This window comes from Acidobacteriota bacterium (genome assembly GCA_028875575.1).
Taxonomy (GTDB): Bacteria; Acidobacteriota; Terriglobia; order Versatilivoradales; family Versatilivoraceae; genus Versatilivorator.
On sequence record JAPPDF010000080.1, the window covers coordinates 217,406 to 229,863 of the forward strand.

Consider the following 12,458-nt stretch of genomic DNA (forward strand, 5'->3'; position numbering starts at 1 on the left):
AGAGATGCAACCCGTTTCCCGGGATTGTCGAGGCGTCATCTTGATATCGGTTTTGTGGATCATGGTCGGATTGTCTCTGCTGGCGCTGACCCTGGCGGTGACCGTCAGAACCGAGGCCACCCTGGCCCGGGCCTCCGGAGATTCGGAGCAGGCCTACTTCTTTGCCAGGGGCGCCCTGGAAGCCGTGCTCTATCGGATGGCCTTCCCGGATCCTGACAAGGAGAAGCAGGAGGCCCTGTTCCCCTATGCCGGGGGGATGAACCACTATTGGCTGAGGAGCGACCGCATCGCCTGCCACGTGGCCGTGATGGACGAGGCCGGCAAGCTGGACCTCAACGTTGTCCGGGAGGAAACTCTGCAACGTCTGCTGAGGGTCCTGGGGGTGAACCGGACCCGGGCCGAATCCGTCGCCAGGTCGGTGGTCGCCTGGAGAACTCCGGGTTCGGAGCCCGGGGCTTCGGCCGCGCCGAGACGGCCCTACCGCTTCGTGGAAGAGCTCCTGCGGGTCCCCGGTGTCAGCCGGGAGTTGTTCCATGGTCGTCCCGTCCGGCAGGAGGACGGGAAGGTGGCCTTTCGCCGGGGGCTGGCGGACTTCGTGACGGTCTACTCCGGCTCCAGTCGGATCAATGTGAACTATGCCGAGCCGGAAGTGCTGGCGGCGCTGCCGGGCGTCAGTTGGGACAGGGCCCAATCCCTGGCCGAGGCTCGAACGACCGGCCTGCTGGACGCCGCCGACCTCTCCGACCGGCTGCCCGGGGATGCGCTGCCCTTTGTCACCGTCCAACCCTCTGAAGCCTTTTGCCTGGTGGCCACGGCCCGGCTCGAGGGGAGCTCCACCCGCAGGAGCCTCAAAGTGGTTGTCAGGCTCGACGGATCATCCAGGCAGCGGCATTGGCGCCTGGCCTGGTATGACGAGACCTGGCCCTCGCCCGCGGTACGCAGATTTTCTCAACGTCCCCTTCCCGAGAGGGGGGTCGCCGGCATGGATCGGATGGGGTAATCATGGATTTCCCGGACCTGAGCTCAATCCTGAAGCAGTTCACCCTGGGGGTGTCCTTCGGCCAGGACTCCCTCCACCTGAGCCTGCTCTCCCTTCACTGGAAGCGTTTGCGCAGGGTGGATCGGCAGACCATCGACCGCTTCGACCAGGTGTCATCCACCGAGGGCCGGCGGCAAGTCCAGGGCTTCCTGAAGCGAAACGAAGTCACCCACTGCAACGTGGTGCTGTCTCTGCCCCACCGGGAGGTGCTGGTCCGGGAGCTGGAGCTGCCCCTGGAGGCCCGGGACAACCTGGCCAAGGTGGTGGAATACCAGATGGTCAACCTGCTGCCTTCCGAGGAGCAGGCCGTCAGCTACGACTACCTGGTGGTTCAGGAGGCATCCAATCCCCCGCGGCTGCGGGCCACCATCTTTGTCATCCTGCAGTCCACCCTGGAGCGGTACCTCGACCTTTGCCGGGGCCTGGGCCTGACATTGGATCGCATCGTTCCTCAAGCGGTGGCGGTCGCCGACTATGTCCGATCCGCGGCTCCCAAGGCCGGATCGGCCGCCGCGCTGATTGCGGTGCCAGCGCCCGGCGGAGGGGAACTGGTGGGATTGGCGCAGGGCCAACTGAGGCTGTGCAAGGAATATCGAAGCGACGGCCCCGATCTGGCGGAAACCCTCGAAAACGAAGTGGACCTGTTTCGGGGAGAGGCGCGCTTGCCGGAGGAGACGCCGGTGGAACTCTTCCTGGCGGGAGACGCTGAAGCCCTTTCGGAAGCCGGCGGGGAGTTGAACCCTCGGGTGGTGCCCCTGCCCCAGGCGGCAGTCGTCCGCCGGACCGGGCCCGCCGATCGGGACCCCGGAACCCATTGGCCCGCCCTGGCGGCGGCCTTCTGCGGCTTCAGGCGAAAGGATGCCCTGGACGTCAACCTGCTGCCCGTGGAGCAGCGGGTCCGGAAACCGCGCTGGGAGATGCTTCCGACATACGGCTTGCTGGCGGTCAGCGGATTGCTGCTGCTGGCGCTGCTGTTCCGAGGGCCGGTGCAGCAGGGAGCGCTTTCCGAGGAGCTGAGCCGGGAGCGCCGGCGGCTGCAGCCTGCCGTGACGGCCGTCCGCGAGCTGGAGTCGCAAGCGGACCACTGGCGCGGCCGGGCCGGACTGCTCAGCCGGCACAAGCACCGGAACCAGGCATTGCTTGCCGCCCTGGACGACCTGTCTCTCATCTGGCCCCAGGACTCCATGGTGACCCTTTTCAACCTGGAAGACGGGGTGGTCCGGGTTCAGGGAACTTCCGGGCAGGCCGCGGCGCTGCCCCAAATCCTGGAAGACTCGCGCTATTTCAAGGAGGTCGAGCTGGTCTCGGCCATCACCCGAGACGCCCAGGGCAGGGAGAGCTACCGCATCCAGGCTCGATTGGAAGTCCCGCTGCCGCTCGGGGAAAACCCCGACCCGGCGGAAGTCCCGCCCCCACCGACATCGGGCGACGCTCCCCGGGAGGTGACTCCATGACCCGGCTGTCTCCACGAGAGCGGAAACTCCTGGGTTGGGGTGGCGTAGCCTTGGCCCTCTACCTGCTGCTGGACCTGGCGGTCCTGCCCTATTGGGATGCTCTGGGCGAGACCCGGGCCAATGCGGAGATACAAGCCAGGCGGGTCCGGAACTTTCGCCGGATTCTCAATCGTCAAGAGCGGATCGAAGCCGAGCTGGAGACCTTGCGCCGCCGGACCGGGTCCCTGGAGCAGGGGCTGCTCGACAGCTCCGGAGATGCCCTGGCGGGAGCCGAGATTCAGGGCCTGGTCAAGGACATTGCGGCCGCCCACGGTTTGACCATTCAAAACAGCGACCTGGCTCCGGTCGAGAAGATCAGCCCTCGCTACAGCAAGGTTTCGACCCGGATCGGCCTGCAGGCGGGCATCCACCAGTTCGTGGATTTCATGGCGGCCATGGGTTCGGATCCCAAGATCCTCTTTGTGGAGGACCTGCGGATAGCGCCCTTCCGCGCCAGCAGGCGCAGCGACAGGAACAGGAACAAGGATGTCCGGGTGACGCTGGCCGTTTCGGCCCTGAAGCGGGTCGAGCCGGAGAAGGCGGAAGAGCAGCCGGTTCCCGCGGACGCGGCCGGCGCTGCCCGAAGGGGGGAGAGGCCGTGAAGAGAAGTCTGATCCTTTTGAACGTCGCCCTAATGGGAGCAGCCATTCTCCTGGGGTACACCCTGGTAGACCAGTGGCGTCAGTTCGAGGCCGAGCATGGCCGCGGCCGGTCCAGTTCCGGTACGCGAGCGGAGTCCGATGGTTCGGATGGGCCGACCTCGCCGGTGTCCGCCTCCAGCTTCGCGGCCATCGTGGACCATCATCTCTTCCACCTGGATCGGAACAATGACCTCAGCGAGGAGCCTTCGGACGAACCTCCGGGAGCGTTTCGGCCCCTGCCGGTCCTGATGGGGACGATGGGCATCAGCGGGGAAGACTACGCCCTCATGGTTCCGGGCGGCCCCGGAAATTCCGACAGCCTCTACCGCCGTCTCAAGGTGGGGGAAGAGCTGGACGGCTACACCCTGGTGCGCATCGGGATGGATCGGGTGGTTATGAAGACCGGGTCCAGGGAGGTCGAGGTCGGCATGGATGACCGATCCAGGAAACCCAGGAGGACGGCCCGGCCCGCCCGTTCTGCCCAGAACGAGCGGTCCCAGACCACCGGTGTCGGTTCCGGGGGCAGGCGTAGCGGCGCCTCCAGGCGCCAGCGGACCCGCTCGGACCGGCGGCCGGGGTCCGATACCAGGAACCTGCCGGTGGGGACGGTCAGGGACGGCAGGCGCCTGATCGAGGAGCAGACGCCGTTCGGCGCCATCAAGGTCTGGGTCGAGAACAAATCGGAATAGCTTGCCCTCCGGGAGATCGGAAGCTGCGGAGCGGGCGGAGCGCGAGGAGTCACATCATGGTTCGAATTTCATCGACGTCAACGGGGCGGGGGCTGGCTCTGCTGCTGCTGATCGGCCTGGGGGGCCTGGCGCACCTCCAGCCCCTGGCCGCCCTGGCTGAAGAAGACCAGGCCGGCAAGCCCCAACAGGCCGCACCGGCCGAGGGGGAGGACCCGAAAGAAGAAGCCCCCGAACCTGAACCGGAGTTCGAGCTCATCCGGACGCCTTTCGGGACCATCCGCCAGCCCAGGTCCGAAACTCGACCCGACTCCGCGCAGGCTGCTCCCGAACCGGTCGAAACGGGAGAAAGCGCGCCGGCTTCCGGCGAGGCCGCCGCTTCCGATTCGGAGGGCGCTTCCGACACCGAGGGCGCTTCCGACGCGGAGGCGGATTCCGAACCGGCGGCTCCCCAGGGCCGGCAGGCTTCGGCCCCGTCCGGACCCAACACCCGCTTCCGATTCAATTGCGTGGATTGCGACCTGCTGGAGTTCGTCCGCAACATCGCCAACGAGCTGAAGCTGAACTACGTCGTCGATCCCAACGTCCAGGGAGTGGTCAACATCCTCACCTACGGCGAGATGAGACGTAGCGACCTCATGTCCCTTCTCGAGACCGTCCTGCAGATCAACGGCGCCGCCATGGTCAAGACCGGCCCGGTATACCGCATCCTTCCCAGCCGCAATGTCAAGCAACTGCCCCTGGACATTCGACGGGAGCCGGAATCCTCGGCTCCGTCCGCGGGGGACAGCCGCGTGCTTCAGATCGTTCCCCTGAACTTCGTGCCGGCCGGCGACATGGCGGAACTGCTCACTCCCTACCTGTCGAGCGGCGGCGACATCACCTTTCACCAGGCGGCCAACTTCCTCGTCATCACCGATGCTCCCGCCAACATCGGCAAGCTGCTCGAGCTGGTCCAGGTCTTCGACTCCGACGTGTTCGGCGGCAAGCGCGTGCGCGTCTATGCGCTCGAGAACAGCCGGGCCACCAACCTGGTTGGCGAGTTGGAGAGTATTTTCGAAGGGTACGCCATTTCGGGGGAGTCTCCCGTCCGTTTCATCCCCATTCCCCGATTGAATTCCATCCTGGCGATCAGCCCCAGCGCCGGCAGCCTGGAGGAAATCGACCGCTGGATCGCCCAACTGGACCAGACGGGTCTGAACCGGGAGATTCGCAACTACTTCGTCAAGGTCCAGAATGGCCAGGCCAGGGAAATCGCCTCCCTGTTGCTGGAAATCTACGGAAGGCGCAATCAATTCCAGGATGAGCTGCTTCCGCCCCCGGAGGTTCAGGCCGAGGCTCCTCAGGCCGGCGACGCCGGCCCGGTGACGGATTCGGCGCAAATGGTCCAGGGCGAGATCAAGATTGTCGCCGACGAGCACAACAATGCCCTCATCGTCCAGTGCAGCCCGCAGGACTTCGAGGCCATCGAGGAGACCATCCGGGAACTGGACCGGGTGCCTCGCCAGGTCCTGATCAACGTCAAGATCTACGAGGTGGTCCTGGACGACGAGCTCTCCCTGGGCGTCTCGGCCTTTCTGCAGGACCGCGGCAACCCGGTGGTCCCCAGCCCCACGACCACCACCGCCAGCTACGGCGCCGCGGCCGCCGGCCTGAACCTGGCCACCCGGGCCCTGGTGGGCAATACCCGGGAACTGGTGGCCTTCCTGAACACCGCCGAGACCCGCAGGCGCTCCCGGGTGCTCTCGGCCCCGTCCGTCATCGCCTCCGACAACGTGGCCGCCAGAATCCAGGTGGGATCTCAGATTCCCATCCTGACCTCGCAGGGCGTGGTTCCAGGCGGGACCGGCGGTTCCAGCCTGTTTTCCAACACCATTCAGAACCGAAACACCGGGGTCATTCTCAACGTCACTCCCAGGATCAACGCCGGAGGCTGGGTGACCCTGGAAGTCGAGCAGGAAGTGAGCAGTCCGGGGCCTCCCCCGGTGGGCGGCATCCAGTCTCCCAGCATCAACATTCGGTCGGTCGCCACCCAGGTGACGATCAAAAACGCCCAGACCATCGCCATCGGGGGGATCATCTCCGAAACCAACGGTCGTTCCAGGAGCGGGGTTCCCCTCCTGAGCAGGATTCCGGGCCTGGGGCTGCTGTTCGGCAGCACCTCCAGGAAGACCTCCCGCACCGAGCTCATCGCCCTCATCACCCCCCATGTCATTGAAGACATCGAGCAGGCCTCCGATCTCACCGATGCCCTGAAGTCCACCCTGAAGGGGCTGAAGAAGGAGCTGAGAAAGGCCGGGAGCTGACCCGGCCTTGTAGGCTGTCCACGAATGGTTCCCGCTCCGTTGCTACTGCTGAAAAAATGACATCATGAGATGATGACCACCCAGGAGCGCGGGCGTCCCGCCCGCATTGGTTTCGGCACAGCCTGGCCCATTTCCTCGACGCCGCTCGACCGGCAAACCCGCCAGGGCTCTGCTTCGGCCGGGCCCACGCCGTTCCTGCCGGCAGGCTGGCCCCCTGCCACATCGCAGGCATACTGAGCCGCACGCGGCGGCAGTGCATGCGGGCGAGACGCCCGCGCTCCCGGGTGGGTCTCGCCCGTAACGTTATTGCTGCAAGCAACCTTCCGTCGAGCCGCAAGGCGAAGACTGATGCGGTGGGGGGGTACACAGGCCGAGCCGTCAGGCGAAGTCTTGTGCGCCGAGGGACAGTTCCCCCCACATCCGCCCTTATCAAGAAAACCACCCCCCGACACCTACGACTAATAAAATCCGGTTCCCGGGAGCGCGGGCGTCCCGCCCGCACCAGGCCTGTCTCCCCCACTTCAACCAACCATCCCCGCCTGCCCTGGTCCCACATTCCCCCTATCTCAAGAAAAACACCTCCTGGCACGTTCCGCTGATAAAATCAGATTCATACGGCGGCATACTGTTATTGAAGACGTATGGGGTAGGTCTTCTTCGGCGGCAGTGTCATGGATGTAATCGGTATCAGGCCCCGATTCACCGTGTTTCCAGCCCAAAAAACTGCAAAAAAAGTCTTGACACAGAGTTTTCATGTTGTTAGCGTACGGCCGTTTAAGGCTGTTTAGGTGTGCATGTTAACAGCTTGAATTGGTTTTAACGGAGTGTTCGGCTTTTTGAGGAGAATGTTCAGAAGCGGTAATCCTGCGACTTCAGTTGAGGTAAACAAGCGAAGAGAAGAGCAAATGCAAGCAAATCTCAAAATTCCGTTCAGTAATCTCACAAACAAAGGGAGAAAAAGCATGCGAAAAATTTTGATATTGCTGTGCGCAATTGCGTTTTTGGGGTTGACGCTGACTCCACCCGACGCTGAGGCGCAGGGTTACAACGTCCGCCGGGCCTCGGCGACGATAAAAGTGGCTCAGTATTCGAACAACGCCTTGGTGAACAACCTGACGTTCCTGCGCACCACGGGTACCGACCCCAATATCGGCGACGCTCCTGCCGGTGAAGTGTTGACGATCAAGATCGGCTACGGGCTTCTCATGACCAACGAGGATTCCGTCAGGGAGAAAGCTACAGCCAGTTTCACCCTCTGGTGCGACGACGATAACGACGCGACCGACACCGATGGCACCGGGTACGAGGAAAATTGTCAGACGACAAATCCCGATACAAGTCCGTCGGCTATGTTCTCCAACGAAGGAGGCACCGGGGTCATTACGATCACGATTCCCGCAGATGACGCTGCAAATCAGGCATTCGTGGTCGCTGGTGTCCGGGTGGATGCTTCCGCCCTGGCCGCCAAGGACGAGATCACGGCCAGTGTCACCTCCACGACCGATGCGACTACAGTAGGTCTGGGGGGACCTTCGTCCGAGGGCGGCGTTTCGGGCATTGTGGGCGAGGTAGCTGCCGGCCTGAAAGTGACAGCCGAAAAAGCCGCCAGTCTGTCTTGTTCATCCACAACGGCGCCTTCCATTACGGTTGCCGAAGGCTTTGCGGATGCATGGGGCCCCACTCGGCTGAACATGGATGAGGTGGGTGGCGCCGCCGACGCCGCTGGTGCCGATGACGAGACCGCCTCGGTCAAGATCGTCCTGGCCAATCTGCCGGACGGTGCCAAAGTCGAATGGCCGGCTACAGTGCCCAGCGAAGTAGAAATCGACGAAGAAATGTACACTAACGGAATGTTGACGATGGACGTCGCCGAGTCCAGCAGCAACGGTAAAGTCGTCGTTTACGATTACGCAAAGACCAACACCTACGCAACCGCAACAGAGGACGACGCTGCCACTACAGACGTAGATGAAACTGCGATTCCGTTTGCTGCCGGGGCTCGTAGTTTCATGGTAACACCCGAAAAATTGACCTTCACGGGCGATGCTTCGGTGAATATCTCCGCCATGCTCTATCCGGATGCCAGGAGGGGTACGGATGGCGAAAAGCTCGATCTGGAATCCATGCTGTCATTCGAGCATCCGATGCAGGATCCCGAGAAGGGCAACGGAGAGGGTTGGCTGGTCATTTCCGAGTGCGTGACCTACCTGCTCTATCCCTTCGTCACCTGCGGGGCCACTCCCGGATGGTCTACGGGAATCTCGGTTTCCAACACCAGCGCCGACGGCAATGTCTTCGGGGCCTTCGATGAGTCTAGCCAGCAGCATGGTTCCGTCATCATGTACGGATTCCCGAAGGAGCGGATGCTGGCTCCTGTCGAGGAGGAAGGCGACGATCCCATGGTCGAGCCGGTCGTTTCGACGATCTCTGACCAGTTGATGTCCGGGGGAACCATCACCTTCGATTGCGGCGCGACCACGATGGCCGGAATGGAAGGCTACGCCATCATCCGGGCGGGCTTCCAACACGCCCGCGGTATGGCCTTCGTCCTTGGCAACTTCAAAGATGGGGCCGGCGTGGATGTGTCCCACGGCTACATGGCCGAGATCATCACGAATCCGGCAGACAGGGGTGAGACTATCCCCTAGTCGGCATCCTCCTGTCACACCTTCAAGGCCGGGGCTTTCGAGCTCCGGCCTTTTTTTTCCTCATCCACTTGACAGAGTCGCTGTGACAGCAGGGAGGGGCATCCCATTCCCGGCATCCAGACCGCACTCACGCGGACAGGCCAAGCTATCCCCTAGACTACCCGTTGACAAACAGAGTCGAACTTGCCAATGTTTAGTAGGAGTCCTGCTGGTCAATTATGGTGAAATGACCACCGGCACGGTTTCCGGTGGCCGCCAGTCTCAAGAGAGGCACTGAAAATGTACCGATCGGGTCTTGTATCAGTCTCCACCAGCCTGTTGTTCGTTCTGATCCTGACCTGGATTCCGGCGGGCGCCCGATCGAGCGTGGCTGACCGTGTGGCTCCGGCCGACTTCGAGCGGCTCAAAGAGCGGGTGAGCGAGTATTTCGAGGCCGTTCACTCCCGGCAGTTCACCAAGGCCAAGGAGTACATCCTGCCCCGCTCCAGGGACGCGGCCGGCGCCGCGCGGCCGGGAAGAGCCCGGGTCGCCGGCTTCAGCATTCTCGAGGTAAAACTGGAGGAAGGCAATCGCTCGGCCGTCGTCACCATCAGGCGAGAGATCATGGCTGCGGGGCTGGCGGGTCAAGCCAGGATCAAGGAGAAGTTTCGTTGGAAGAAGGAGGAGGGTGAGTGGTTCCTGGACCCTGCCGACCCTCCCAGGACGACCGCGGAGATCTTTCGGGAGTACTACTACGCAAAGCGGATCGCCCGCGCCAATCCGAAGCCGGGTCGGGAGCCCCCGCCGCTCTTGGTGGAGCCCGAGGAAAGAGTCTTCGATTTTGGCTTGGCAACCCAGGGGGATGTCGTCCGGCCTCGTTTTACCTTTCGCAACCTCGGGTCCGAGGCCATCGTCATTGAGGAAATCTATGGCCCCGAATGGCTGCTCGACAAGACCAAAAGTCATCTTGTCCCTGCCGGAAAGACTGGACAGATTCAAATGGAGTTGAGCACCTCCCGGCTTCATCGGGATTTCATCCAGGATATCTTCGTCCGGTTCGAGCCCATCCAGGAACTGGTCAAGCTTCGGATCAAGGGCAAGGTCTACACCGCGGAAGAAATCGCCGAATCCCCCATCCTCTCCAAGGAAGCTGCCGCCGGCAAGTCCTCCCAGCCGGCAACACCCTAGACAGACCCACGCCCCAATAACTCCCCACCCGGGAGCGCGGGCGTCTCGCCCGCACCAGACCGGCACAGCACAGCCTATCCCTCCCACCTTGATGAACCGGGAACGCCGCCGTCCCCGCCGGATCGTGCAAGGAATGTTCCCAGCTTGTACCGAAGCCAAGCCGTCAGGCGAAGGCTGATGCAGTGGGGGGGGACGCTGGGCCGGCCTGGCTGCTCGAAGAGCAATGCCCCCCCGGGAGCGCGGGCGTCCCGCCCGCATGCTATCCGGCTACGTGCCGCTCAGTTTCCCTGCGATGTGGCACCCTGCCACTCAATGAACCGGAAACGCCGCCGTCCCCGCCTGATCGTGTAACGATGTTTCCGGTCCGTACTCCCGGGAATCACTCCCCCCTTGAGGGGGAGTCGCAGAAGCCGAGCCGCCAGGCGAAGGCTGATGCGGTGGGGGGGCCATCTCAGCCACAACTCGGTGACAGCACCTTTCCGCCGTACCGCCAACCTGCCATCTTCTCCCCCTTGAAATACTCCCGCCTCTCCGATAGATTCTCAGGGAAAAAATCGCGCTCCTACCACAAACTCTCGGGAGGAAAAGATGAGACACCCAACCATATCGATGCGTTGGCTGCCCGCCTTGCTCGCAGCATGCGCCCTATTGCTCGGATGGACCGCCTGGACCGCTGCCGAACCGTCGGGCCACGAGCTCAAGGGCTGGAAAAAAGGCCGGGGCTGGGGATGGGTCTGGGGCAAGGACGACGAAGTGGGCTCCCTCAACGCCATGACCCCCGCATCCGTGCTCGATGCCATCGGCCTGATCAAGCAGGGCAAGGTCTATGACCTGGGCATCGACTACGACCGCACCTCCTACAAGTGGCCCGGCCACTCCCCGGGCGAGATCATCTCCTTCCGCACCCCCGAGGGAGTCAAGCGCCAGCAGGACCATGGCTTCACCGCGCCTCCGGTCAATCCCGCCCAACTGGCCTGGCATAGCTGCGCCCTCTTCATCAACGACAATGTGGCCACCCAGATCGACAGCCTGGGTCACATCACCACCGGGGAGGACGATCACTGGTACAACGGCTTCACCGAGGCCGAGTGGGGCGGCAACTTCGGAATCCGCAAGGCCGATGCCTCCACCATCCCGCCCATCGTGGTCCGGGGGATTCTGGTTGACGTAGCCGGCCATCAGGGCGTCGAGGCCCTGGCTGGAGGGACCGCCATCGGCTCCAAGGACCTCAAGGCCGCCCTGGAGAAGCAGGGCACCGAGATCAAGCCCGGAGACGCCGTCTTCGTGCGCACCGGGACCTTGCGCTATTGGGGAGAAGCGGGCGGCGACCACGAGAAGATCGGCGCCCACGACTCGGCCGGGATCAACCTGGAAGCCGCCAGGTGGCTGGTGGCGGAGAAGGGGGCCATCATGGTGGGATCCGACACCTCCGGCTTGGAGGTGGGTCCTGCCCCGGCCGGAAGCACCAGCTTCATCCCGGTCCACGAGTACCTGCTGGTGGAGCAGGGGGTGCACGTGGCCGAGTTCCACTACCTGGAGGACTTGGCCGCCGACCGGGTCTACGAGTTCTGCTACATCGCCGCCACCAACAAGATCAAGGGCAGCACCGCCGGCTTCACCATGCGCCCGATCGCGCTGCGCTAGCCCGCGCATTTCTCACCAGAGTTCGCTAACGAGCGGTGAAAGGGGCCATGGAGGCTTTCGAGGCCGGTTTTATATCAGTATGGTGAATATGGAATGGATGAGGTCGTTCTGGTTGGGATCGAGGGGACGATCCATATCGACCGCGACACCGGACGGGTCTTGAGATAGGTTGCCGAGGAGCCCATCGGTTTGACGAAGGGACACAGGGTGAAATCGGGAAGGATGCTGTTTGACTACGACTACATCCGGATTGGAGAAGAGAAGGTGCTTCTTCCAGTGAGGTTCCTGATCTACACGAGGTATCGAGGAAACTCCACGCTGGAGGGAACCGGGCGCAGCCGGTACCGGCAGTTCAAGTCCGAGACCGGGCTGGATTTCACACGACCGTGAATCCGACAAAGTACCGCCCCCGCCCTGCCGGGCGGATCATTCGAGCAAGAAACTGCCGATCGTCGTTGAAGACGAACCACGAATAAATACAAAGACCGATGGCCCCCCTTGCTGCGACCAGGTCATGGCATGAAGCCACCCGGGAGCGCGGGCGTCCCGCCCGCACCATTCCCGGCACAGCCTCGGTCATCTCCGCCACCCGGCTCGACCGCCAACGACGGCGGGACTCTGCCTCGGACAAACCCATGCCGTTCCCGCCGGCAGGGTGGCCGGGTGCCGCATCGCAGGGAAACTGAGCGACAGGCAACGGAAGTGCATGCGGGCGGGACGCCCGCGCTCCCGGGGTGGCGCCTCCTCCCATCACTCCTGCGCCTCAAGGGGCAGGAGCCGGCAGGCGCAGAACGAACCCTTCCCGTCAGTCCAGCACGCCCAGGGATTGGGCGT

At 63.4% G+C, this 12,458-nt stretch carries 9 protein-coding genes; all 9 read left to right on the forward strand.

The window, feature by feature from the left end; genetic code table 11:
* Positions 1-4 precede the first annotated feature (4 nt).
* The 9 genes from OXI69_12575 to OXI69_12615 all read left to right on the forward strand — a co-directional run bounded on the left by OXI69_12575 (position 5) and on the right by OXI69_12615 (position 12,014).
* Complete coding sequence (locus OXI69_12575; GenBank protein ID MDE2666976.1) at positions 5-1,000, forward strand: type II secretion system protein GspK; 996 nt, start codon at positions 5-7, stop codon at positions 998-1,000.
* A gap of 2 nt (positions 1,001-1,002) precedes the next feature.
* Entirely contained in the window at positions 1,003-2,493 is a 1,491-nt protein-coding gene (locus OXI69_12580) for a PilN domain-containing protein (protein MDE2666977.1), read from the forward strand.
* Positions 2,490-3,134, forward strand: a complete 645-nt coding sequence (gspM, locus tag OXI69_12585) for a type II secretion system protein GspM (protein ID MDE2666978.1) — start codon at positions 2,490-2,492, stop codon at positions 3,132-3,134. The genes OXI69_12580 and gspM overlap by 4 nt, the downstream gene beginning before the upstream one ends.
* Entirely contained in the window at positions 3,131-3,862 is a 732-nt protein-coding gene (locus OXI69_12590) for a hypothetical protein (GenBank protein MDE2666979.1), read from the forward strand. Before gspM ends, OXI69_12590 begins: the two co-directional genes overlap by 4 nt.
* Positions 3,863-3,918: 56 nt before the next feature.
* The gene (gspD, locus tag OXI69_12595; GenBank protein ID MDE2666980.1) at positions 3,919-6,165 is read left to right on the forward strand and encodes a type II secretion system secretin GspD; all 2,247 of its coding nucleotides are present in this window, start codon (positions 3,919-3,921) and stop codon (positions 6,163-6,165) included.
* A gap of 905 nt (positions 6,166-7,070) precedes the next feature.
* The gene (locus OXI69_12600; protein MDE2666981.1) at positions 7,071-8,813 is read left to right on the forward strand and encodes a hypothetical protein; all 1,743 of its coding nucleotides are present in this window, start codon (positions 7,071-7,073) and stop codon (positions 8,811-8,813) included.
* Positions 8,814-9,092: 279 nt separating this feature from the next.
* Positions 9,093-9,980: a DUF1573 domain-containing protein gene (locus tag OXI69_12605; protein MDE2666982.1), complete on the forward strand. Its 888-nt coding sequence runs from the start codon at positions 9,093-9,095 to the stop codon at positions 9,978-9,980.
* 588 nt (positions 9,981-10,568) lie between these two features.
* Positions 10,569-11,624: a cyclase family protein gene (locus OXI69_12610; GenBank protein MDE2666983.1), complete on the forward strand. Its 1,056-nt coding sequence runs from the start codon at positions 10,569-10,571 to the stop codon at positions 11,622-11,624.
* Positions 11,625-11,813: 189 nt separating this feature from the next.
* Entirely contained in the window at positions 11,814-12,014 is a 201-nt protein-coding gene (locus tag OXI69_12615) for a hypothetical protein (GenBank protein MDE2666984.1), read from the forward strand.
* Positions 12,015-12,458 lie beyond the last annotated feature (444 nt).

Excerpts from the sequence above, each read along its gene's own strand:
- OXI69_12575 (MDE2666976.1), top strand. The coding sequence starts at position 5 with ATGCAACCCGTTTCCCGGGATTGTCGAGGCGTCATCTTGATATCGGTT.
- OXI69_12580 (MDE2666977.1), top strand. The coding sequence starts at position 1,003 with ATGGATTTCCCGGACCTGAGCTCAATCCTGAAGCAGTTCACCCTGGGG.
- gspM (MDE2666978.1), top strand. The coding sequence starts at position 2,490 with ATGACCCGGCTGTCTCCACGAGAGCGGAAACTCCTGGGTTGGGGTGGC.
- gspD (MDE2666980.1), top strand. The coding sequence starts at position 3,919 with ATGGTTCGAATTTCATCGACGTCAACGGGGCGGGGGCTGGCTCTGCTG.
- OXI69_12600 (MDE2666981.1), top strand. The coding sequence starts at position 7,071 with ATGCAAGCAAATCTCAAAATTCCGTTCAGTAATCTCACAAACAAAGGG.
- OXI69_12605 (MDE2666982.1), top strand. The coding sequence starts at position 9,093 with ATGTACCGATCGGGTCTTGTATCAGTCTCCACCAGCCTGTTGTTCGTT.
- OXI69_12610 (MDE2666983.1), top strand. The coding sequence starts at position 10,569 with ATGAGACACCCAACCATATCGATGCGTTGGCTGCCCGCCTTGCTCGCA.